This is a genomic window from Arsenophonus nasoniae DSM 15247 (assembly GCF_000429565.1).
Taxonomy (GTDB): domain Bacteria; phylum Pseudomonadota; class Gammaproteobacteria; order Enterobacterales; family Enterobacteriaceae; genus Arsenophonus; species Arsenophonus nasoniae.
This window is the reverse complement of sequence record NZ_AUCC01000013.1, coordinates 1-24,755: the sequence shown is the minus strand read 5'-3', so window position 1 is coordinate 24,755 and position 24,755 is coordinate 1. Positions and strand designations below refer to the sequence as shown.

Here is a 24,755-nt window from a genome sequence, read left to right as displayed (position 1 = left end):
TTGACGCGAAAAAACAGCTGTATAAATCTTTGATAATTTTAAGTTAGCTGATTGATTAACCCCATTATTAGTTAATCATTAGCGTTGAAAATTAATTCAAACATTATCAATTAAGCGGTATTTTCTAATTTTACTTATTACAATACTTTTGTTCGGCAATATTCATATGAGCGAGTAAGGATTTATACAATAAAATCACTGGCAACGACAGCATCAGCAGCGACTTTAATGACAAAATCTGGCTCTAAATTATCATCAGCATTGATACTAACATGGTAAAAATGGTCTTTATCATTATAAGATATGACGGTTTCGCCAGGAACACCGCGAAATTTTTCCACAAAATGAATAAAATTTTTGTCTTTGTGGGCAATATTATGACGGACATTAATCGCCGACAAATCAATTTTATCTTTATTTGTGCGAAAATCCATTATCATATCAGGTGATGTAGGTAATGATTCTGCAAAAGTAGTATAAACAAAAACGTTAGAAGTCGGTGTTTCATTTTCTGAGAAAGGAAAAAGTAATTTATTGAGATTATTGGTTGTTATTATCTGTTCAGGTTGTTGAGGTTTTTGATATGGAAGCGTAAAAAAAGTATAAGAAAGAATCGCGGCTATACTTTTAGTTAATGCGGATAGTTCTATATTATTTTCACCCCAAAGTGTATCTTGCCCCATACCACCATAAATAATATCACTACCTGCTCCACCTTTAATAATATTATTAGACGCATTGCCAATAATAATATCATTTCCTTTTCCACCAATTGCATTTTCAATAATTACGTCTCTTGCTATTGATATATTTCCTTTTAAACCACCAACATCAGAAAATGAATCAGGATTCAAATTTATCTTTTGATCTTGATGATAACCAGAAAAATCAAGGCTATCATTACCATCAGCATCCCATATAGAGAAAATAGCAACTTTATCATTAGCTTTTATTGAATAATAATCTTTGTCTGTATTTGAATTGAATCCATATACCGTATCTTCTTTTCTCGCCTCCATGTTAGCACCATATAACTGCTGTATAGCGTATATATCATCTATCAATGGGGTATAAGGATAAGCACCGTGAAAATCAGCATTAGTATATTTTTCACTCCAATTACTCATCACCGTATATTGGCGAGTATCTTCAAGGTAACGCGCCTCTTTCCAAAAACTTAACCTTCCTTTTTTCCATTGCAAATAGTCGGGTGAATAAATATCAGAAGCGATATTAGTAAAATTTCCAGGATGAGATAAACCGAGCGCATGGCCAATTTGATGGACTAGTACCATTTGACCATAATTGCCCTTTTCAGGTTGTAATATATCATTATGTTTATATAAATCAAAAACACAAGGTATGCTATCTAAATGCATATCTTGGTTTGATAAATAAGAAATTTATCCATTTGGTTTGTGCAAAGAAATTCTAAAGCAAATATTACTAGGAGTAACTTTAGGTACCAAAGTGAATTTAATGTTAGCAACATCAGACCAAACATCTAAAGCTTCGCTAAACCAGCGTTGTTGTTCAATTGGCACGGAACTAATTTCATAATTACCGTTATAACCTCCAAATGAATAGGTTATTACAACCTTTTTAAATGGTAAACTAGTGGTATTATCCGCTATTTTAGAATTCAATATCTCTTCACTTGCTGCATAGGAATCATAAGATTGTTTTTCATTTTTTTTGATCTCATATCCCCTTTTTTGATAATTAAGTTGTTCCATTATTTTTTTACAATATGATGAAAAAGTTTTAGTTAGATAATTTTCAATCATGACTCCTCCTAATAAATATTAAAAGTAAAAAAGATATAAACGATGTATCAATTAAAATAATTCAATATTATTTTAACGAATCATTTTCTAAGGATTTATTTATAAGTTCAACGGCTAATAGATTTGAGCTAAGAAACTTATCTGCTATAGTGTATGAATATTTATTAAATGAAATGAGGTTCATTATAAATTCAGCAAATTGGACTGAATTAGTAACTTCTGTAGAATCAAGTATCTTTTTTAGTCTCCTAAAAATATCATTAAATTCCTTACCATTAAATCCATAATATTCTGGATGCGAAGATAAAAAATCATCTAAGTCCATTTTTTTTAAAATTAATTTTGCCATATCAAAAACAAGATGCCCTGATACATCTTTCAATCCAAATTTGTTATCGTTTACTCTATTTATTAATTTATCTGAGTTTTTAAATAATAGTATTAATTGTTGCCAAAACTCGCTATTTGCCAGACTTTGTTGCATGGCTAACTTTAAATCATCATCACTAAGATAAACATCAGCTTCATATATTTTAGGTGTTGGTGCTGATTCATAATTTTTTACCACAAAACCCTTTTCGATGGAAAAGGCATGCACTATTACTGTTTTATCTAATTTATGTGCTATCACTTGACCGGAAGGAATTGAACCTAATCCACCAAAGCAAGATTGTAACTCAATGGTCTCTACTTTTTGCCAATTATTAAGGCCATATAATTTTATTGCTAAGCCTTCAATAATATTACTTAACTCGGTAGAATCCATATAATTTATAATTGAAGGTCTTCCCTGCGGCTTAATAAATAATTTATTTCCCTCTAAATTGAAAACTGAATTCTGACCTAATAGCGTCTTTTGCCTTATACGTTGTAAATTAATAGTACCAGTAACAATATTTGTATAGTTAAATCTACCACCCGCAACGCGGGCAAATTGATCAACTGAAACAATATCATGCAATTGCTTTGTCGCTAAACCTATATGATCACCTTGACTAATAACAAATTTCCCTTCTCCTAGGCTTATCATCATACTTTTTAAACTGTAATCCGAGTTATAAAAAAATATCAATCGACCCGATGGCAATGCTGATAATTGGGTAACATTGTCTATATTTTTTATATTTGTTAACAAACTACTAACACTGGTTTTATTATTGTCTGCCGTTAAGATTGCCCGCAAATCTTCTTGAAAGACGGCTATTTGTTCAGATGTTAACTCTTGAGCATCGCCTAAAATTCGAGTCATAAACTCAGGTAACTCTGAGTCGATTGATTCTTTTTTTAAAGCTTCCAGAGCAACGTCTTTAATCGTGTTTTGGGGCAATGTGCTACCATATGGCTGGGCTGCATATACCTTTAATTTACCTAATTCTGGAGCATATCGCTCTATTTTATCATCGACAAAGTTACCAATCTGTTCTGCCATAATAATGCTATTACTATTATTGAGATAAGCGCCTAGTTTACTATTATTATTACCACTAAATAGGCCATTGCCTAAGCTCACTAACATATAAACCAATTTGTCGTTCTCAGTATAAAAAAATAAAATTTCTCCAGCTTTAGCTTGTATTAAGTCATTCATGCTTCTAACTTGCCGGTAACTACGCAATATACGCATCGATGGATCAAAGATATTCTTAGCATTTGAATCTCGCGCTATTGCTGATAATCCACGAATTAATGGCTCCTTATATTGTTCATCTATTTTATGAGAACGATATAATACATCGCTAATATATTCCCAATTATTTTTATAAGTTGTACCATGAAGTTCAATTGCATGAACGACATTGAGAAGTGGATTTTTATTAATTATATAATTAATTGTAGGATTAATATCAGTCTTTGTTGTTAGTTCTTTTATATACCAATCTGGTGAGTTTAATGTTTTAGTACCTTCAATAACGTCAATAATGTCAATAGCAGATTGATTGAAATATAATCTAAAATTTGCTACAGCCATTTGCTCACCAGCAAAATCTTTATATTTAATTAATTTTTTAGGGAAAGCTTCACGGTATCTTTTTTCCCACATGGATTCCTCTAAAATAAGTGGGCCATCTAAAGATGAGTTGTCAATATTTTTAAAACGATGGGCAGTTAAGTCAAAAACATATTCCTTATTATCTTTTTTGCCAACTACAGTTAAATGATTCATAGGACTTTCATCTTGTGCATTATTCCAAATAGATACCCCTCGATATCTAATATCTATCATGTCATGATCGTGCATATATTTCGCAATAGCAGTTATTGATGAATCATCTTCTGTAATTGGCTCATCAATTTTTTTCGCAATTGAGGGATTTGAATGTAGTTCAGTTAAATACTTTTCTGCCGGAATATCAGCGGTCAGATTATTTGGGTTGAACTTTTCTTCAACTCCCAATAAAACTCGATTTTCGTTTTTTTCTGGTGACAAAGTAATCTTCATATCAAAATGATCTTTTTGAAAATCATGAATTAGTCTTGTCATCCCCTTTTTATCATAATGAATTACTCTTCTTTTAAATTTAAATTCTGAATAAAGGCTAACTACTTTCGTTAGGGATCTTGTTATAACCTCTGATGTAACAGTACCAGCAATTTCGGCTAAAACATTCATTATCCCTTCTTTTAAATAATTTTTATATTCCTCTTCCTTATCACTAATTGCTGCTTTCATAAATGCTGGTGATGCAGCCAAAATAGAACTGTATATAAACCCTGTTACAGGGCCCATGGCAATAGAAAAAAGAGAGTAAAGAAATATTATATTTTCTAAACGACTAAATAATTCAATAAGTAACGCTTCAGTGTGTGTTTTGATTAATATATCTGCTTTTTTTTATATTAAAATCGATAATAGATTCAAATAAAAAAGAGTAGTCTATATTTTCTCTATTTAATTTAAGTTTTGAATGGTCAAGCTCGCTATAATTATCAAAATGAAAATTTGCCCATGATTTTAACTTTTCACTTTTAGTAATTGCTCGTTTAAAATCACGGAATGAAGGATAATGAAGACATTCACCGGTAAAAATGGATATTACCGCAACAGGCGTATTTTCTGAATTAATGCCATTAATAGTTTTATCAATACCAGTAACAGGTCCGCGATCTTTATCAGGAAATACTAACAATCCCGGGCTATTTTCCACTAAGTAGTATAAAACGTCTTTTTTACCGTAAGTGGTTAATACATGCTCTAAATAGTCATAAAACTGCTTTTTTATCTCATCATTTTTTTTAATTTTTTCCATTTCATCAATATAACTATTTTGAATATTAGCAGAATTTATTTTATTAATAAGTGGTTTTGTATATTGAGCAGGATATATCGCACCTAACACTTCATCTAATTTATAATCTAGATTTTCAGATAACCATTTTCGCTCTCTGCCTAATAAAATATCGCGCACAGTGTACGTTTTTTCGATCGGAGGATAATAATACTTTTGCAGACTTTCCACTTCTGGGTTAAATGAATAAGATTTATAGTAAAATGTGACCAGATCATCTAAGGAGGTATGATTAATATTATATTTTTCACTTTGTTGGACTAAATATTTTGCTAAATAATTTTCCAGATGTGGCATTTTTTCTAGTAACTTATCTTTTTTTTGTTTTAATAAATCAATACTTTTTAGCATATCAACTTGTTTCTTTAAATTTATTGCTTCCTCATTCAAATAATTAATTAATTAATTAATTCAGCACGATATTCTGTTGGGAATTTTATATTAATATTCTTTTTATTTATTAAAGGTGAGTTAATTTCTTCAATATGTCGTGTTAAATATTCAAAAATATTAAAAGTATCAAATTTAATATTGTTATTATCATCAATATAATTATATATTATCTCTGTATTAACAACATCTTCTATGGATAAATTACCAAAAGCATGTTGGTCAGTCTCATAGATAGAATAAAGTAACCATAATGCATAAACACTGATAACTTCAATTGGCAAATTATGTTTATCACTGTTTTGATTAAAACGATATTTTTCATTAAATAGCCGAGTAACAATATTTATTTTGTGAATATTTACTAGCAGCTCCCTTTGTTCATTAATATCAATTTTATCAAAATAAGAGTTAATTACTTCTTGATAAATTTTATTTAATTCAAATCTAATCGGTGTAGAAGATATATTATTGAGCTTATTGTTAATATCATTTTCCACAGTATTTAAAAATTGATTTTCAACTAACAAATGTGAAGAATCTATTGATATAAGAAAATCATCTAACTTTTTAATTAATATTTCTTTTTGTTTATTAATGTTTTCTTCACTTTCGTTTTCATTTATATCACTAAATGATAAAATAATATTCGCAATTTCATATATTTTACCCTTTATGCTAGATAGAGGTTCTGAATTTATTTGATTCCCCATATTATATATTTGATTTATCGTTGTCGATTCTTGTGCTAAATTTAAAATCCTAGAATAAATAGCCGCATCATACTCATGTGCTTGTATCTCTTTTTTTAATAAATTATTAACATTAGTTAGGTCTTCTAATCCTGAAGCTAATATTTTATCGTTTGATATTTTTTTTCTTAATTTATAAATTTCCGTTTTTAATTCAATATATTCATTAGTATTTTTTATATCGATTTGCTTATTAATATTATTTTTATAATTAAATTTATTAGCTTATCAATTTTAATTGAGTTATGAAACTTTGGTAAACTTGCTTCTCTAATTTCTCGTTCTTTACTAATATTCTGATTTATTATTAAAGAAAGATTATTAGTATTAACATTTTTTTCATCTAAATTGACAACGCCTGAATTTACTTCATTAAGTATTTCTTGATTATTATTTTTTTCAAATAACTCCTTTTTATTACTAACTTTATCATCCACTGAAATATAATTAAGTTTAAAAGCATTAGACGCTACTTTCATTAATATTTACCTTAAAATTACATAAATTATAATGGATTTTTTATTATATATTCTTTCAAAAATTATTGTTAATTTTTTGTTAAAAATTAATGAAAAATAAATAAAAATAGAATAATAAATGAATGACAACAATTGCGACTAAATTTGTCTTATATCCATATAACCTTAAATACAATGATCCAAGGCACTGTCAATTCAACAAAATCATGTAATAAAATTGATATAAGATAAGAAATGTTATTTCAAATCAAAAAGTTAATTATATTAGTTAATTTGTAAATTAGCGCCAAATAGGCAGCTTGCCAACTTTTACAAATCCGTCATGGAATAATAAAAAACGCTAATATAGTGTATTATTTTACTCAACCTAAGTAGCCAATTATCTACTATTTTGGGGAGCGCAAGAGGTCACAAGAACCAATATTTATTTGGTTTTATTACTAATAAATTTACACTAGGTTTTATTGCTATTAATACTCACTAATGGCTTGGTACAACTTAGCTAACTCAATTCACAAAAACACTCGCTTCCAAATAGTAACATAGTAAGATATGATATTTATTCACTCATTCTCTATCAAGGTAATTAACTAAGCCTTATGATATAACAGGCCTTAGTTCGTTGATCAAGAATAAAATATTGCACTAAAAAATGATTTAGTCAGAAGCAAGCCGTTAAATTAAAGTTGCATAAATAGATGTATTTAACATGAAAATATTATTTTTAATACTGACATTATTAATGCTAACCAGCTGCACTTCACAGCCACAGTCAGCATTGATTGATCTTAACAAAAAGAGTGGTGAATTTAACCGTTCAGCTCTGTTGAACATTAGTCATATTCAGCAGCTCAACGCTTCTTCTGATCGTGGCCAAAAATGGCAATATTCGACATTTTTTCCTGCCACCGCTGAACAAGCATCTCCTGTTTATTATTATGCACTCGCTAACGCCTATAAAATTATTATTTATACCGATAATGTCAATTTTTGGCTTATGGTTAAAAATAAGCTCAAAGCACAAGGAGCAACCGCGGTTATTGAATGGCAATTTAAAAAAATGTTTTTAGCTAAACAAGCTCAAATTACATTTATCAAATATTAAAATAACAAAAAATAAATTAAATAATCTTAATTAAAATAATCAATTGTTAATTTCGCAGGTGATGTATTTATTATAACCTTTTGTTTATAAATAGGTTAATTAACTAACACATGATTAACTTTAACATTTAAATGATAAAATCAATATTATTTTACTAACCACTAAAAATGATCATAATAAAATGTACTAATAAACTTGTTTAAATATTGCATTGTCAACCTTATAAAATTTAAAATAAATGATAATTTACCTATTTCTCAATTGATTAAAATAGCTATTTTCCGCAATCAAATGCATTACCTGTTTAATACCATCCCATAGCTTAAAGAAAAATTACCGATATTATTGTTATGCCAAGTAATAGCAATACTGATTAAAATTCCTATCATAAACTTATCAATATCCGATACCTCATATAGGAGTAATAAAAAAATGACACTAATACGTTGCCATTGGGTAACTACCGATGAGGAATATATTGCCTATCATGATAAAGAGTGGGGAAAAGCAGAAAAAGATAGTCAAAGATTATTCGAAATGCTCTGCCTTGAAGGTCAACAAGCCGGTCTCTCTTGGTATACTATTTTGAAAAAACGTGCTGGCTATATCGTGACTGTTTTTATCAATTTGATCCCGTTCTAATTGCCAAAATGACTCAGCAGGATGTCGATCGTCTAATGCAAGAACCCCGTATCGTGCGTAATCGCATGAAAATCAATGCTATCATTACCAATGCCCAAGCTTACTTAACGATGATCCAATCAGGTGAGGATTTTAGCCAATTTCTCTGGCAATTTGTCGATGGAAAAACGCAAATCAATCATTGGCAACATAAAAGTGAAATACCTACTGATACCGTTATCTCTAAACATCTTTCTCTTGCCTTAAAAAAACGTGGCTTTAAATTTGTTGGTAGCACCATCTGTTACGCATTTATGCAAGCAACCGGTATGGTTAACGACCATTTAAGCAATTGTATTTGCCGGCAGAAAAAAAACGAGTAATAAAAATATCATTATGATAAATTTATAATCACATAAATATAAAAAATTTATAATATCTGGTAATTAATTTGTTAACCAAGCCATTATTCTATTAATTTCAGTAGAATAGTATGCTGGTTTGTTTACTAGTCCTTTGCATAGTTATGAAGAAAAGCATGATACATTCACAATTTGGTAAAAAATTTTCCAGTTCATCGAGCATCTCTCTTTTAATGAAAGATCTAAATGAGGGCTTACGCACACCTGATGTCATTATGCTCGGTGATGGTAACCCAGCACACATTCCTGAAATGGATCAATATTTTCAGCAATTATTGATAGATATGGCTAAAAGCGGCCAGCTCAATGAAGCCTTATGCAACTATGATGGCCCACAAGGAAAAGATGCCATGCTGCAAGGATTAGCAAATACGTTAAATGAGCAAATTGGCTGGAATATTAGCGCTAAAAATATCGCATTAACTAATGGCAGTCAGAGTGCTTTTTTTTATCTATTTAATATCCTAGCAGGCCGTTGTGAACAAGGAATAAAACGAAAAGTTCTTTTCCCTTTAACACCAGAATATGTTGGCTATACCGATACTGGACTTGATGATGATATTTTTGTTGCCAATAAACCGCAAATTGATATCCTGCCTAGTGGTCAATTTAAATATCGAATTAATTTTGGATCGCTGAAAATAACCGATGATATTGGTGTCATTTGCGTTTCCAGACCCACCAATCCGACTGGAAATGTCATTACCGATGAAGAAATGATGCAATTAGATACTTTGGCCAAACAGCATGCTATTCCTCTTTTGATTGACAGTGCTTATGGTATTCCCTTTCCAGGTATTATTTTTAATCAAGCAACACCAATCTGGAATGAAAATATTATTTTATCTATGAGCCTATCCAAATTAGGATTACCTGGCTGTCGCTGCGGTATTATTATTGCAAACGAAACTATTATCAGCGCGATCAGTAACATGAATGGCATCATTAGTTTATCCCCCGGTAGTATAGGCCCAGCATTAATGCAAGCGATCCTAAAACGTAATGATCTATTGAAACTTTCACAAACTGTAATAAAACCTTTTTATCAACAACGCGTTACTGAAACCATAAAAATTATTCGCCGTTATATACCAGAAAGTCGCTGCCTGATCCATAAACCTGAAGGCGCAATATTTCTATGGCTTTGGTTTAAAAATTTACCAATTGATAGTCAAACACTTTATTCACGTCTTAAAAAACGCGGTGTATTAATGGTGCCAGGAGATTATTTTTTCCCAGGACTTAATCAATATTGGCCTCATGCCCATCAATGTATGCGAATGAACTATATTCTACCACTGGAAAAAATAGAGCAAGGGATTGCGATTTTAGCAAATGAAATTGAAATTGCCTATCAATAGCATACATTAAATAGTTTTATTAAATATATTAAAAATATAATTCTATATATGATAAAAAAAACCTCTTATCATATACAAGATAAGAGGTGATAAAATAATAACGAGGACTTTGAATTGTAAAGTTAACGGGATCATATTCAAGAGTATTGCTGAATGAAATGATCTATTTTCCGAGATCTTTGACACCGTAAGTATTACAGCATATTTAGTGTTCTTTTAATTAAATAATAAATTGATATTTTTACCACTATTTCGAACTATTATTTTTTAATTTAATTATAATCTAATCATTTGATTAATACTCCAGCTATAACAGTTGACAGAATATAAGACATTAAGTTGACACTGTTAATACCTCATATTTAAACCTGTAAACAGATTTTAAAAAAAGAGATGAGAAAGACGATTCACTGGATAAGTTACAGAAAAAGGCTAAAAGGTGCTCAACATTTTTATCATCCACGTCTTTACCGATTAATGAATTTTTAACCACCTGGGATTATCTTTATCTACCTTATTCTTAAAAAAGCGATTGGACTAACCCCAAAGAAATATATAAATTGTTAATCAATCTCTTTAAACCAATCACCATTGCAAAGACAAATAAACTTTTATGTAACCAATTTTCCATTAACTGTACTCTATCTAGGACATACAGCAGAAAATAATGGTTAAAAAGGTTTATTTCTATTCACAAGCTGGTATTTTTAACATTAATGTTTATCATTAAAATTTCATATTCGCTTGGAGAAGTTAGGCTTATACCTTTAATGAGAAGATTAATCCTCGTTATCTATAATACCATCTGTTTAAATATTTTCAGCTGCTTGATACTGTTAAGCGGCTGCTCAAGTATTATGACCCATGTTGGTCCTCATCAAGGTTACTATTCCGGCACCAAAGCCGATACCCGAATACTTAAAGATGGCGATACCGGCTGGGTGATAAAACCCCTTGCCATGATTGATTTACCTTTTTCTGCGCTACTTGATACCATTTTACTTCCGTATGATTATTTTCAGGTTGACAAAGTTGTATCGCCCCCCTCACCAAAAAAGCGCGTTCATGATTGGGAAAAGAAACAAGTGGCGAATATACCGCCAACGACCTCCAAATAAAACAATCACAGAACCCTCCGGGAAAGAAAATTACTGTTCATATTGTCAATGCTTAGCACAATAAACAATAAAAATTTATTTCAATCAGAGGCAAAAAGTGTTAGCGAAAAATTTAATTGCTACAGGTAAATATTTTTATTCCATAAAATTAGCAATCCCAAATAAAGCGCAAAACATGGCTTATTGTTACCTTTTTGCTATTTACTTAGTAAAGCCTAATAAAATAACCATCAATTTAGACTCCACAGCCCTACTAACTAAAGCTGAATCTATTTTTCGGCATTAATACAGAAAAAATAAAAAATAAAAAATAAAAAATAAAAAATAAAAAATAAAAAATAAAAAATAAAAAATAAAAAATAAAAAATACTATCTACAATTAACAAAATAATAGATATCTTATTAATAGAATAGAAATTAATTATGAAGAAATTTTTAGTTTTATCATTAATTAGTTTAATTGCACCACTGGCACTAGCCGATAATAGTAAAAATGGTGTTTATATCAGCGCAAAAATGGGTGCCTCTATTTTGTAAATGAAGGGGCAATTTTTTCCATATATTGTTTTCCCAAACAACATTAATGAGAAACAAAAAGGGGATAACCATAGAACTGCCGTATTTGGTACTGGCCTCTCTTTAGGCTATGATTTTTATGATAATTTCAATCTTCCCGTCAGAGCTGAATTAGACTTTACTAGCCGGGCAAACGCTGATTACAACTATTCAAAATCTCAAGAAAATTCCATTTTTTTTCTTAGAAATACTATTAAAAATCAAATAGAAGCAAATACATTGATGTTTAACGCTTATTATGATTTTAAAAATCCATCTGATTTCACTCCTTATCTCTCTGCTGGCTTAGGTTATGCTTATTTAAGCCAAAAAACATCTCAAATAGCAACCTTGGGTATATCAGGAGGGAAAACTAGCACCGAAACTCTCCAAACACGCTCTCACGCCACCAACAACTTTGCCTGGAGTGCTGGCGCAGGTATCAAATATACAGTTAGTCAAGATTTTTCATTCGATCTTAGCTATAAATATCTGGATGCAGGCCAAGCTGAAGTAGATTATTTCAATCTTGATGGCGTAGAAACTAATGTAAAAACCAAAGTCAGAACCCATGATATTATGTTAAGTGCAACTTATCACTTTTGATATCAATAACGACAAAAATTTTTAAAATCAAACAATTCCGGTTGCTACAATAAAGATTTGTTGATAACCATCAATATCACGTAAATAAGCAATATTGCTGTCATCGGGGGAAATCACCACAGCATCACCTGATGGCGGCACATCACTGCGAACAGTCAAACGAATTAGTTTGCCAGCAGAAATTTCACATAACATTACGCTATTATCGCAAATAAACGCCACATAGCGACCTTGACTATCCCAGCTAAACGCTGACTGAATATCCCACGCAGACTGGGTTATTTGCTGCATTATGCCACTAACTGGAGAAACCAGCCAAAACTGGACAATGCCGTTATCATCTTTCATTAAAAAATCGATTTTACTGCCATCAGGCGTAGAGCGGAGCCAATGGCGTGGCTGATTAATCACCCCGGGATATTTACGTTGATGAGTATAGGTTAAACGTCGCTGTTTAATCCCCTTAAGGATGCTGACATAGGGAATTGCTTATCTTGATAATTATATTATAAATAAACTAATGTAATTTTTAATTTGTCAGCTATTCTTATTTTTAGCAGATAAACACAAATTTCTTTACTTTAATATTAGAGAAATAGAGAATGAAAAAAATAATATTGACCTTATCCATTATCAGTTTAATTCCATCCATTGCTCTAGCAAATGAAAGTAAAAGTGGTGTTTACGTCAGCGCAAAAATGGGTGCCTCAATCCAGCAAATGAAGGGGCAATTTTATCCAACTTTTTATACATTGGAAATTGGCGGTGATGAAGTAACCTTTGAAAAAAAACTAAAGGGAGATAACCATAGAACCGCCGTATTTGGTGCTGGGCTCACTTTAGGTTATGATTTTTATGAAAAATTTAACCTTCCTGTCAGAACCGAACTAGACTTTACTAGTCGGGCAAAAGCTGACTATAACTATTCAGGTTATGATGAAAATTTCTTTCCTGGTAATACCACGGTTAAGAATAAAATTGAACTAAATACATTAATGCTTAACGCTTATTATGACTTTAAAAACTCAACCGATTTCACACCTTATCTCTCTGCCGGGTTAGGTTATGCTTATATAAGTCAAAAAACATCTAATATCTTTAAAATAAATGTTAACTCACTTACTATTCCCCTTTGGTCACGCTCTCATGCCACCAACAACTTTGCCTGGAGTGCTGGCACAGGTATCAAGTACTCGATTAATCAAGATTTTTCATTTGATTTGAGTTACAAATATCTGGATGCTGGCCAGGCTGAAGTATACCATTTCGATTCGATTGGAACCGAGTTTAACTCAAAAACCAAAGTCAGAACCCATGATATTATGTTAAGTGCAACTTATCACTTTTGATATCAATAACGACAAAAATTTTTAAAATCAAACAATTCCGGTTGCTACAATAAAGATTTGTTGATAACCATCAATATCACGTAAATAAGCAATATTGCTGTCATCGGGGGAAATCACCACAGCATCACCTGATGGCGGCACATCACTGCGAACAGTCAAACGAATTAGTTTGCCAGCAGAAATTTCACATAACATTACGCTATTATCGCAAATAAACGCCACATAGCGACCTTGACTATCCCAGCTAAACGCTGACTGAATATCCCACGCAGACTGGGTTATTTGCTGCATTATGCCACTAACTGGAGAAACCAGCCAAAACTGGACAATGCCGTTATCATCTTTCATTAAATAACCGATTTTACTGCCATCAGGTGAAGAACGCAGCCAATGACGTGGCTGATTAACCACTCCTGGATACTTACGTTGATGAGTATAGGTTAAACGACGTTGTTTAATCCCTTTAGGTGGCGCTGGCATGCTAGTTTCGGTACCCTGGATTGGCTTATTGCCGGCAATAGCATACTTCTCAGCAGATTCAGGTAAATCAACAATAAAAATTTCTGCTACAATTTCTCCTTGTAAAGAGTAAGTATCACCAATAAATGCAATCGCCCAACGTTGCTTGTCCCCATTTGCTCTCTGATACCCATTATGACCAATCCAGCCTTCTTCATAAGCACGGCTGATTTCATCACTACCCGGTTTTGGTATAGGCGTTGTTTCACTGATCACGACACAATAATAATGGCCATTATACTCACGTTGATGTTTTTTCTGCCCCAAGGTGCCAACATTAATAGTATGATATGGGATCGCAATTGCCACATTACGTAAATCAAGCGCCGAATCATATTCATGCATCACGTGATCATTGTAAGTAAAACTAAGCCTGCTATTATCTGGACTAAATACATGAACATGCGTGCCTCCTCTCAATGCACCCGCTAAAAAAGGCGGCGTAATGCACATAGCTTCAATATTTTCGGCTACATTGGTTTTTATATCGCTGACAATTACCCCTCGACGATGATGAAAATCATAATGCCAATTTTCATCGGGATCTTCTGAGCCATGAATAAAAGCATATCTAGATGGGTTTTCACTACTAACTGTAGCAACACCAACATACGCGCCATTTTTGGCGCAATAGATCTGTTTTTGTTGTTGCGTTTTAATATTAACTTTTTCTATTGTTAATCCTGTAAAGGAAGCACTATTTGGGCGTACATCAAAAACTAGCCACTGGCTATCTGATGTCCATACATTTATATTAGTCAGTTGGTGATTGCGTTTATCAAAAGTAATTTGCTGTTCTTGGTAAGTCATTTTATTATCCGCACTCTTTTGTCGTGGGCGATAAAAAATAGTGTAATTATGTGAACACGACAAAAATATTAGTCAATACTTTATTTTTATAATACAACTTTATGTCTTAAGGTTTGCCGTATCTAAAAAATCATTATGTTACTTAGCATACTTTATATAATTGGAATTACAGCTGAAGCCATGACCGGAGCTTTAGCCGCTGGTCGCCGTAAAATGGATGTTTTTGGCGTTATTATTATTGCCTCAGCAACCGCAATTGGGGGCGGTTCTGTACGCGATATCTTATTAGGACACTATCCTCTAGGTTGGGTTAAGCATCCTGAATATATTGTCATTGTCGCTTGTGCCGCAGTTATTACTATCTGGCTTGCACCAATGATGAAACATTTGCGACGATTATTTTTAATTTTGGATGCCATTGGTCTTATTGTCTTTTCCATTATTGGCGCTCAAATAGCGCTCGATATGAATTATAGTTATATCATCGCCGCTATTGCAGCCGTCATTACCGGTGTTTTCGGTGGCGTACTGCGTGATATGTTATGTAATACAATCCCCCTTGTTTTTCAAAAAGAGATATATGCTGGCATCTCTTTTGCTGCGGCATGGCTCTATATCGGATTAATACTATATACCCCCTTACCTAAAGATATGGTTATAATCATTACCTTAATAGCTGGTTTAACTGGACGTCTACTTGCCATTCGTTATCGATTAGGATTACCTGTATTTAATTATGAGAATAATGATTAAGATTTCCATATATATCTAATTAAATCAGCATGTTATTACTTGGACTAATTTTCATTAAAAAATCCATTTATTTTATGTTGGCCCAAAACCTTTACTAGCTGTTTAACATCTTTATTCTCAATAAATTGCACTAATTTTTTTTGTTGTTTACGCGACAAAATAGCGCTGTTTATTTCTTTAGAGGATAAATCATTCCAACAGTTTATTTTGCTAAAAAGTTTTTCTGGTAGTGGTACGCCTAGCCCTTTTAACCATTCAGAAAAGGGACGTTTTTGCGCTGATAGAAATTGTTGATAAATAAATTTTCCTTTATTAGCTTTAAACATTGCCACTTCAGTGATTTGTTCCAATGTTAACCTAGACCAATCCATTAAATTGGTTATTTTCCCAGCTCTTATTAAAGCCAACCAGCCTTTTTCGTTGATCCCTTCCATCTTAAGCTGTTTCGCCAACCAAACTAAACGAGCAACAAACTGACTTTCGCATCTCATTGAATAATAAAAACAGCTTAATTGATGATAATTTTTTTGTTCTGGTACCGACAGCATTTTCCGCTGTTTAATTTGCCAAACAATCTTGTCAAATTTAGGGATCCCATGACCAGATAATGATATTTGTATTGCATCTCCAGGCAAAATACCGATAATAGGATTAATTTTTCCGGTTCTCCCGATATTAAATTTAACAGCTGCAACTTGAGCGACCCGATTCTGAGTCGGATATTTCCAAGCAACGGACCAGTTATTTATACCTGCTTGCCAGTATTGGCCTAGAGTATATGGCAGTTGTTTTAACACAATGCCATCTGTTGCAAAAGGCATTGGCTGATTGTAATAATAGCGTTGCCATTGTGTAATTTGATCAACACTAGTGACTAAATGAGAGTAGCGTTTGGTTAACGGAAAACCCCATCTTTCTAATTGTGCAAATTGTGTTTGCATATTCGACGGCCCATCAGGCCAACTCCAAATAAAAATGCCAATTTGTTCCTCTTGTTGAACCAATAAATTCTTACGCATTAACCAACCAGCAACTTTATTACGAGCATTAGCTCCTCCGGCAATGGCTTGTTGGTGACCAGTCTGATACCAAAATAATTCACCTTGTAATATTAATTGAGTAGCATGATTTGGAATCGTTTTGGGAATTGCTGGCAAAAAATCGGCTTTTGGCGTCCAATCAATTCCTTCTATACCATTACCCCGACTAATTAATGCAGCCAATTTTCCTTTTTTATAAACCAATGTAGCAGCCACACCATCGACTTTTGGTTGTAACCAAACTTCATGACGACCTGCTATCCATCGAGCGATTTCATCAGCAGTTATCTTTTTTAAGCCAGTATGAATAACTGGGTGAGTTTTTCTTCCTTTAATGGGTAAAGAAAGCGTATTCGTTTTATCTGGCGGGAGTCGAAGACAATTTGACCAATGTTTCCATAACGCAAAAATTTGATCGTAAGTTTCATCATTAACCAAACTTTGGCCATTAATATAATATGCTTCATCCCAGCGTTTTAATTCTGAATTAATTGCTTTGATTTCCCTATGTAAAACTAATTTAGGCCAATCCGGGCATTGAATATTTTGCGCAATTGATGAGTTTATATTTAACAAAAACAATAATAAAAAAAAGCGCCAACAATAGTAGACTGAAACAAAAATAAAAGATCTCATAATAAACAGCATCCATGCATAATTTTAATCATCTATTTATTCCATTCACGAAAAATACTTTCAATATACAATTTCAATTATTGGGAAGACATAAATAGAAAATAATTATCAAGATATCTAATAATCATTTTTTCTCAAAGCGCTTTGCAAAAATGGTAAGTATTTTCAAAAATAATTCAGATCTTGCATTAAAAATGTTAGTAAAGCTGTATGTTACTGATTGCATGTGTATACTATTAAAGAGCTTTTGTACTTTTTAAAAATTTTATTAATTAATTAGCCAGTTAATCAAGAAATCATCATGATTCAAGGAACGTTATATATTGTGTCTGCCCCAAGTGGTGCAGGCAAATCGAGTCTTATTCAGGCTTTATTAAAAACTCAGCCTCTATATGACACACAAGTTTCTATTTCGCATACCACTAGAGCGATACGCCCTGGTGAAAAAAACGGTGAACATTACTATTTCATTACTGAAAGCAAATTTCAGCAAATGATTGAGCATAATGATTTCCTTGAATATGCCTGCGTGTTCGGCAATTATTATGGAACTTCCCGGGTAGTTATCGAAGAAATTATTAATAGTGGTGTCGATGTATTTTTAGATATTGATTGGCAAGGCGCACAGCAAATTCGCCAAAAAATGCCCTCCGCTCGCACTATTTTTATCTTACCACCGTCTAAAAATGAGTTACTACGCCGTTTACGTGGTCGTGGGCAAGATAGTGAAGAAACGATTAATCAGCGTATGGCACAAGCGGTTTCTGAAATAAAGCATTATAACGAATATGATTACATTATTGTTAATGATGATTTCAATACTGCATTAGGCGATTTACAATCTATTATTCGATCTGAGCGTCTACGTTTAGAACGTCAGATTCAGCGACATAATACTTTAATTAATAAACTATTGGCAGACTGAGTAAAGGTTCAGTATTATATCCGGTCATTTCTTTATCTTTGGAGTCATATTATGGCACGTGTAACAGTTCAAGATGCGGTAGAAAAAATTGGTAATCGTTTCGATTTAGTTTTAGTGGCAGCGCGTCGTGCGCGTCAATTACAGATTAAAGGTAAAAGCCCTTTAGTTAAAGAAGAAAATGATAAGGTCACTGTTATTTCTCTGCGTGAAATAGAATCAGGGTTGATTAATGCTCAAATTCTTGATGTCCGTGAACGTCAAGAAGAACAGGAACAAGAAGCAGCAGAAATGCAAGCAGTATCTGCTATTGCTGAAGGTCGACGTTAACTGAAAAGGTAGGCTTACCTTGTACCTGTTTGAAAGCCTCAATCAAATCGTTCAGGACTATCTGCCAGAAGAGCATATATCGTTACTGAAACAAGCTTATGTTGTTGCCCGGGATGCACATGAAGGCCAAACCCGTTCAAGTGGTGAACCTTATATAACTCATCCAGTTGCGGTGGCATGTATTTTAGCGGAAATGCGTTTAGATCATGAAACATTAATGGCCGCATTACTACATGATGTTATCGAGGATACCCCTGCAACTTTTCAGGATATAAAACAGCTTTTTGGTAAAACTGTTGCAGGCCTAGTTGAAGGGGTATCAAAACTCGATAAACTCAATTTCCGTGATAAAAAAGAAGCTCAAGCAGAAAATTTTCGCAAAATGATTATGGCCATGGTACAAGATATCCGTGTCATTTTAATCAAACTCGCAGATCGAACGCACAATATGCGTACTTTAGGTTCCCTTCGTGCCGATAAGCGCCGCCGCATCGCGAGAGAAACATTAGAAATTTATAGCCCACTGGCACATCGTCTTGGTATTCATCATCTCAAAACTGAATTGGAAGAGTTAGGCTTTGAAGCACTCTACCCCAATCGCTATCGAGTTATTAAAGAGGTAGTAAAAGCAGCTCGTGGTAACCGAAAAGAGATGATCCAAAAAATATTGGCAGAAATCGAAGGTAGATTATTAGAAGCCAGGATCCCATGCCGAGTATTTGGTCGAGAAAAACATCTCTATTCAATATATCGTAAAATGCAGCTGAAAGAGCAGCGCTTCCACTCAATTATGGATATTTATGCCTTTCGAATTATTGTTAAGGATGTTGATACATGTTACCGCGTTCTTGGACAAGTACATAGTTTGTATAATCCTCGGCCAGGACGAGTGAAAGATTATATTGCCATCCCCAAAGCCAATGGCTATCAATCTTTACATACATCAATGATTGGCCCACATGGTGTACCAATTGAAGTACAAATTCGTACTGAAGATATGGATCAAATGGCCGAAATGGGTGTCGCTGCCCACTGGGCATATAAAGAACAAGCAGAATCTAGCACAACTGCTCAAATCAGAGCACAACGCTGGATGCAAAGCTTACTGGAACTACAACAAAGCGCAGGGAATTCTTTTGAATTCATTGAAAGTGTAAAATCTGATCTTTTTCCTGACGAAATTTATGTTTTTACCCCCGAAGGTCGAATTGTCGAATTACCTACTGGCGCAACCCCAGTTGATTTCGCCTATGCTGTACATACCGATATAGGCCATGCCTGTGTTGGTGCCCGAGTGGATCGTCAACCCTATCCTCTATCACAATCGTTAAGTACCGGGCAAACCATAGAAATTATTACTGCACCCGGCGCAAGGCCAAATGCCGCTTGGTTGAATTTCGTTGTTAGTTCCAAAGCCAGAGCAAAAATACGCCAACTACTTAAAAACCTCAAGCGAGAAGATTCAATTAGTTTAGGTCGCCGCTTACTCAACCATGCTTTAGGTAATGGCAAGAAATTAGGCGATATTCCGCAAGAAAATATCAATAAAGAACTAGCAAGAATGAAACTCCACTCAATGGATGATTTGCTCGCTGAAGTTGGTCTTGGCAATACTATGAGTGTTGTTGTAGCACATAATTTATTAGGCAATGCTAGTATAAATAACGTTATTACAGATAATAGTGATAACCGTAGTAAACTACCGATTAAAGGGGCAGAAGGGGTATTAATTACCTTTGCCAAATGTTGTCGCCCTATTCCCGGAGATCCCATTGTTGCTCATATTAGCCCAGGTAAAGGTTTAGTTATACACCATGAGTCTTGTCGTAATATCAGAGGCTATCAAAAAGAGCCAGAGAAGTTTATGCAAGTCGAGTGGGATGAGGGCGTTAATAACAACTTCATTGCTGAAATTAAAGTCGATATGATTAATCATCAAGGGGCATTAGCTAATTTAACCGCAGCTATTAATAGTGCAAATTCTAGTATTCAAAGTATGAATATTGAAGAGAAAGATGGACGTGTCTATTGTGCATTTATTCGTTTAACCGCTAAGGATCGTATTCAATTAGCTAATATTATGAAAAAAATCCGTATCATGCCTGATGTTTTACGCATCAGCCGTAACCGGAACTAAGTTATGAACTCAAAACGTTATGCTCGCATCCGCCAAATAATCGCCATGCGCCAACCTGATCTGACGGTTTGTCTTGAAAATGTCCATAAGCCACATAATATTTCTGCTGTGATCCGTACCGCTGATGCGGTTGGAATATCACAAATTCATGCAATCTGGTGCCAAAATAGCACCAAAAGCTTATCTGCTGCGGCTGCTGGTAGTAATCATTGGGTGAAAGTAAAAACCCATGCCACTATTGAAAAGGCAATCTCTACCTGCAAAGCTGCGGGCATGCAAATCTTAGCCGCTCATCTTACTAAACAAGCTATCGATTTTCGTCAAATAGATTACACTCAACCAACCTGTATTATTTTGGGACAAGAACGAACGGGTATTTCCAAACAAGCTCTCGCGCTGGCTGATCATAATATTCATATTCCTATGATGGGTATGGTACAGTCATTAAATGTCTCTGTTGCTTCTGCTTTAATTCTTTATGAAGCGCAACGGCAAAGACAAAATGCCAATATGTATAACAGCCTTTTTAGTCAGCTATCAGAAGAAGAACAACAAGAATGGCTTTTTGAGGGCGGTTATCCGGTATTAGCTGCCGTTTCAAAACATAAAGGACTTCCCCGACCACTAATTAACGAACATGGCGAAATTGTTGCCAGTGATGCATGGTGGGCAGCGATGCAATCGACTAAAGTACCAGGTAAAAAACGCACTCTGGAGAACTAATTGCATGCGGGGGAAATTACTTGATGCTATTCCATTAACATCACTAAACGGTGTTGGCGCATCACAAGCAGAAAAACTCAATAAAATAGGGCTTCGTACTATCCAGGATCTCCTCTTTCATCTACCTTTACGTTATCAAGATCAAACTCAACTTTATACGATTAATGATGTTCAACCGGGCAGCACTGTAACCGTCAGCGGCAAAATATTACAAACTAAAATCATCTTTGGACGTAAACGAATGATGATCTGCCAAATTAGTGACGGCTCAGGAACATTAACCCTGCGGTTTTTTAACTTTTCTACCGCTATGAAGAATAGTCTAGCAGCCGGTAAATATATTGTTGCTTATGGTGAAATCCGGCGAGGCAATTTAGGACCAGAAATTATTCATCCCGAATATAAAATAAAACCTGATGCCGATCAGATTGAGTTGCAAGATACTCTAACACCAATTTATCCAATAACTGAAGGGATACGTCAGATAACTTTACGCAAACTGATTGATCAAGCGCTAACACTACTTGATAGCTGTGCGATCAGTGAGTTGATCCCAGCACCATTTAATCAAGGGCTAATAAGCTTACCACAAGCTATTAAAATACTTCATCGTCCGCCACCCGATATCCCTCTGAATATACTGGAAAAGGGCAAACATCCGGCGCAACGCAGATTAATCTTTGAGGAGTTATTAGCCCATCAATTAAGTATGCTAACGGTTCGGAGTGAAACACAACAATTTTCAGCCCAGCCACTACCAGCAGAAGAAAAATTAAAACAACAATTGCTAACACGTTTACCCTATTCACCAACTAAAGCCCAACAAAGAGTTGTCAGTGAAATTGAAGCAGATCTGGCTAAAGCAAGCCCTATGATGCGTTTAGTCCAAGGTGATGTCGGTTCTGGTAAAACATTAGTAGCGCTATTTGCCGCAATTCGTGCTATCGCTCATGGTAAACAGGCAGCACTAATGGCGCCTACCGAGTTATTAGCAGAACAGCATGCCAATACTTTTCGCCAATGGCTTGAACCACTTGGTATCCAAGTTGGTTGGTTATCAGGTAAACAAAAAGGAAAATCCAGGCTAAATCAACAAGAAGCTATTGCAAAAGGCAAAGTCGCAATGATAATTGGTACTCATGCCATTTTTCAACAGCAAGTCGAATTCAACGCCTTAGCATTAGTGATCATTGATGAACAACATCGCTTTGGTGTACATCAACGTCTGGCGCTATGGGAAAAGGGGCAGCAGCACGGCATTTATCCCCATCAATTAATTATGACAGCAACGCCGATCCCACGTACACTGGCTATGACAGCTTATGCGGATCTGGATAATTCAATCATCGATGAGCTACCACCCGGCAGAACGCCCGTCACAACAGTAGCCATTCCTGATACCCGTCGCAATGAGGTTATTCAACGCGTAAAAAAAGCCTGCCAGATAGAAAAGCGACAAGTTTATTGGGTCTGTACATTAATTGATGACTCTGAAGTGCTTGAAGCACAAGCGGCTCAAGCGACACAAGAAGAACTGGCTCGCGCATTGCCTGAATTAAATATTGGCTTAGTTCATGGGCGGATGAAATCGGCTGAAAAGCAAAAAGTGATGGCAGATTTTAGCGCCAATAAACTACAACTACTCGTCGCTACCACAGTTATCGAAGTCGGCGTCGATGTACCAAATGCCAGTTTAATGATTATTGAAAACCCGGAGCGTTTAGGGCTTGCCCAGTTACATCAATTACGGGGCCGCGTTGGCAGGGGAAGTATTGCTTCACATTGTGTTTTACTATATAAAACACCACTCACTTACACGACTAAATTACGTTTACAGGTACTTAGAGATAGCAATGATGGCTTTGTCATTGCACAAAAAGACTTGGAAATTCGTGGCCCAGGAGAGTTGTTAGGTACTCGACAAACAGGCAATGCAGAATTCAAAGTGGCTGATTTAATGCGCGATCAAGACCTATTGCCAGAAATCAGAAATGCCGCCCAACATTTGCAACAACATTATCCTAACCATACCAATGCTCTGATTGAACGTTGGTTACCCGAACGTTCACAATACAGCAACGCTTAATATTAATTAACCATATCAATTGGTTATTAATAAAAAACCGCTAAAAATCAGCGGCTCCGTTACATTAATCAATTACACTTCTGTTATCCATTCATTATCGGCGCTGAAAAAATGGGTAACCATAGATAAAATTTAATCACTAATGCATTAATAATATCAATAAAGAAAGCACCAACCATCGGTACGACAAGAAAAGCTAAATGAGAAGGACCAAAGCGTTCTGTTACGGCTTGCATATTAGCAATTGCTGTCGGCGTTGCCCCTAAACCAAAACCACAATGACCAGCCGCTAATACTGCTGCATCATAATTTTTGCCCATAATTGGAAAGGTAACAAAAATAGCATAAAGACCCATGACAATTGCTTGTATCAGCAAAATAATGAGCATTGGTATGGCTAACGAAGCAAGTTCCCAAAGTTTTAAACTCATCAATGCCATTGCTAAAAAAAGTGACAAACTAACATTGCCTAAAACTGAAACCGCGCGATCAAATACTCGGTAGAAACCAACCCATGATAAGCTATTACTTAAGATAACCCCAGTAAATAAAACACAAACAAAAATAGGTAAAGTAAACTGATAACTGTCCAATAGCCATTGCGAAATTAATTTACCCACTACCATGCAAATAGCAATCATGGCTAATGTTTCTATTAATGTCACCGATCATGCAAAACTGATCCACTAACGATCATCTAAAACTGATCCACTTGGTATTATTCGCACATTTTTGTACGGATAATTTATGTTAACCAAGGAGATATTTGTGGATATTCATGTTCGCTTTGCACAAGGACAAAGCCTTCGAAAAATTGCCAGTGAGTTGGGTATATCCCGTAACACCGTAAAACATCATTTACAACAACAGACAATGCCAACTTATGCTAAAAGAAGTCAACAACCGACTAAATTATCCCCCTTTAAACCTTATTTGCTTCAGCGAATTGAACTGGCTAAACCTGATT

20 protein-coding genes and 3 pseudogenes are annotated in these 24,755 nt (G+C 34.3%); 13 read left to right on the top strand and 10 right to left on the bottom strand.

The genetic code is table 11. The features are described from left to right. Positions 1-182: 182 nt before the first annotated feature. The 6 genes from G468_RS19735 to G468_RS0104915 form a co-directional block, all read right to left on the bottom strand. Positions 183-1,295, bottom strand: coding sequence for a M10 family metallopeptidase C-terminal domain-containing protein (locus tag G468_RS19735; RefSeq protein WP_162143407.1), 1,113 nt, complete (start codon positions 1,293-1,295; stop codon positions 183-185). A gap of 108 nt (positions 1,296-1,403) precedes the next feature. After that, a complete protein-coding gene (locus G468_RS22275; protein ID WP_051296949.1) occupies positions 1,404-1,787 on the bottom strand; it encodes a zinc metalloprotease in 384 nt (127 codons plus the stop codon). 67 nt (positions 1,788-1,854) lie between these two features. Further along, complete coding sequence (locus tag G468_RS22270; protein ID WP_051296948.1) at positions 1,855-4,479, bottom strand: hypothetical protein; 2,625 nt, start codon at positions 4,477-4,479, stop codon at positions 1,855-1,857. Positions 4,480-4,585: 106 nt separating this feature from the next. Next, entirely contained in the window at positions 4,586-5,464 is an 879-nt protein-coding gene (locus tag G468_RS0104925; RefSeq protein WP_135677395.1) for a hypothetical protein, read from the bottom strand. A gap of 8 nt (positions 5,465-5,472) precedes the next feature. After that, the gene (locus tag G468_RS0104920; RefSeq protein ID WP_026822177.1) at positions 5,473-6,177 is read right to left on the bottom strand and encodes a hypothetical protein; all 705 of its coding nucleotides are present in this window, start codon (positions 6,175-6,177) and stop codon (positions 5,473-5,475) included. A 215-nt stretch (positions 6,178-6,392) separates the two neighbouring features. Then, positions 6,393-6,695 (bottom strand): hypothetical protein, encoded by a 303-nt coding sequence (locus G468_RS0104915; RefSeq protein ID WP_026822176.1) that lies wholly within the window; start codon positions 6,693-6,695, stop codon positions 6,393-6,395. Between the two features lie 709 nt (positions 6,696-7,404). Between G468_RS0104915 and G468_RS0104910 the strand changes: the two genes are divergently transcribed. The 5 genes and pseudogenes from G468_RS0104910 to G468_RS19720 all read left to right on the top strand — a co-directional run bounded on the left by G468_RS0104910 (position 7,405) and on the right by G468_RS19720 (position 12,483). Next, complete coding sequence (locus G468_RS0104910; protein ID WP_026822175.1) at positions 7,405-7,800, top strand: hypothetical protein; 396 nt, start codon at positions 7,405-7,407, stop codon at positions 7,798-7,800. Positions 7,801-8,232: 432 nt separating this feature from the next. Beyond that, positions 8,233-8,804, top strand: a pseudogene (locus G468_RS19725) (DNA-3-methyladenine glycosylase I). Positions 8,805-8,959: 155 nt separating this feature from the next. Continuing rightward, on the top strand, positions 8,960-10,204 hold the full coding sequence (locus G468_RS0104900; protein ID WP_026822174.1) for a valine--pyruvate transaminase: 1,245 nt from the start codon (positions 8,960-8,962) through the stop codon (positions 10,202-10,204). Between the two features lie 857 nt (positions 10,205-11,061). Next, positions 11,062-11,322: a YceK/YidQ family lipoprotein gene (locus tag G468_RS25265; RefSeq protein WP_338023311.1), complete on the top strand. Its 261-nt coding sequence runs from the start codon at positions 11,062-11,064 to the stop codon at positions 11,320-11,322. Positions 11,323-11,859: 537 nt separating this feature from the next. Further along, positions 11,860-12,483: an outer membrane protein gene (locus tag G468_RS19720; protein WP_051296947.1), complete on the top strand. Its 624-nt coding sequence runs from the start codon at positions 11,860-11,862 to the stop codon at positions 12,481-12,483. Positions 12,484-12,510: 27 nt separating this feature from the next. On the opposite strand, the pseudogene G468_RS0104880 reads toward G468_RS19720, so the two are convergent. Further along, positions 12,511-12,945: pseudogene (locus tag G468_RS0104880) on the bottom strand (TolB family protein); the annotation flags it as partial. Between the two features lie 140 nt (positions 12,946-13,085). Between G468_RS0104880 and G468_RS0104875 the strand changes: the two are divergent. After that, on the top strand, positions 13,086-13,832 hold the full coding sequence (locus tag G468_RS0104875; protein ID WP_026822170.1) for an outer membrane protein: 747 nt from the start codon (positions 13,086-13,088) through the stop codon (positions 13,830-13,832). A gap of 27 nt (positions 13,833-13,859) precedes the next feature. Here the strand turns inward: G468_RS0104875 and G468_RS0104870 are convergent, their stop codons facing one another. Continuing rightward, entirely contained in the window at positions 13,860-15,161 is a 1,302-nt protein-coding gene (locus tag G468_RS0104870; protein WP_026822169.1) for a YidR family protein, read from the bottom strand. Positions 15,162-15,296: 135 nt separating this feature from the next. On the opposite strand from G468_RS0104870, the gene G468_RS0104865 reads away from it, so the two are divergent. Beyond that, the gene (locus G468_RS0104865) at positions 15,297-15,914 is read left to right on the top strand and encodes a trimeric intracellular cation channel family protein (RefSeq protein WP_026822168.1); all 618 of its coding nucleotides are present in this window, start codon (positions 15,297-15,299) and stop codon (positions 15,912-15,914) included. Between the two features lie 44 nt (positions 15,915-15,958). Here the strand turns inward: G468_RS0104865 and G468_RS19715 are convergent, their stop codons facing one another. Beyond that, the gene (locus G468_RS19715; protein WP_051296946.1) at positions 15,959-17,590 is read right to left on the bottom strand and encodes a DNA ligase B; all 1,632 of its coding nucleotides are present in this window, start codon (positions 17,588-17,590) and stop codon (positions 15,959-15,961) included. Positions 17,591-17,891: 301 nt separating this feature from the next. Between G468_RS19715 and gmk the strand changes: the two genes are divergently transcribed. Genes gmk through recG form a run of 5 tightly spaced genes read left to right on the top strand, consistent with a single transcriptional unit; the run spans position 17,892 to position 23,788 of the window. Further along, positions 17,892-18,515: a guanylate kinase gene (gene gmk / locus G468_RS0104855; RefSeq protein WP_026822167.1), complete on the top strand. Its 624-nt coding sequence runs from the start codon at positions 17,892-17,894 to the stop codon at positions 18,513-18,515. A gap of 51 nt (positions 18,516-18,566) precedes the next feature. After that, a complete protein-coding gene (gene rpoZ / locus G468_RS0104850; RefSeq protein ID WP_026822166.1) occupies positions 18,567-18,842 on the top strand; it encodes a DNA-directed RNA polymerase subunit omega in 276 nt (91 codons plus the stop codon). Between the two features lie 19 nt (positions 18,843-18,861). Next, the gene (gene spoT / locus G468_RS0104845) at positions 18,862-20,979 is read left to right on the top strand and encodes a bifunctional GTP diphosphokinase/guanosine-3',5'-bis pyrophosphate 3'-pyrophosphohydrolase (protein ID WP_026822165.1); all 2,118 of its coding nucleotides are present in this window, start codon (positions 18,862-18,864) and stop codon (positions 20,977-20,979) included. A 3-nt stretch (positions 20,980-20,982) separates the two neighbouring features. Next, positions 20,983-21,702 (top strand): tRNA (guanosine(18)-2'-O)-methyltransferase TrmH, encoded by a 720-nt coding sequence (trmH, locus tag G468_RS0104840; RefSeq protein WP_026822164.1) that lies wholly within the window; start codon positions 20,983-20,985, stop codon positions 21,700-21,702. Positions 21,703-21,706: 4 nt separating this feature from the next. After that, on the top strand, positions 21,707-23,788 hold the full coding sequence (recG, locus tag G468_RS0104835) for an ATP-dependent DNA helicase RecG (RefSeq protein WP_026822163.1): 2,082 nt from the start codon (positions 21,707-21,709) through the stop codon (positions 23,786-23,788). Positions 23,789-23,871: 83 nt separating this feature from the next. On the opposite strand, the pseudogene G468_RS19710 reads toward recG, so the two are convergent. Beyond that, positions 23,872-24,456: pseudogene (locus G468_RS19710) on the bottom strand (sodium/glutamate symporter); the annotation flags it as partial. Between the two features lie 79 nt (positions 24,457-24,535). Here G468_RS19710 and G468_RS0104825 point away from each other — a divergent pair. Further along, positions 24,536-24,755 (top strand): helix-turn-helix domain-containing protein (locus G468_RS0104825; protein ID WP_034249334.1); only part of this gene is annotated, 220 nt, incomplete at its 3' end.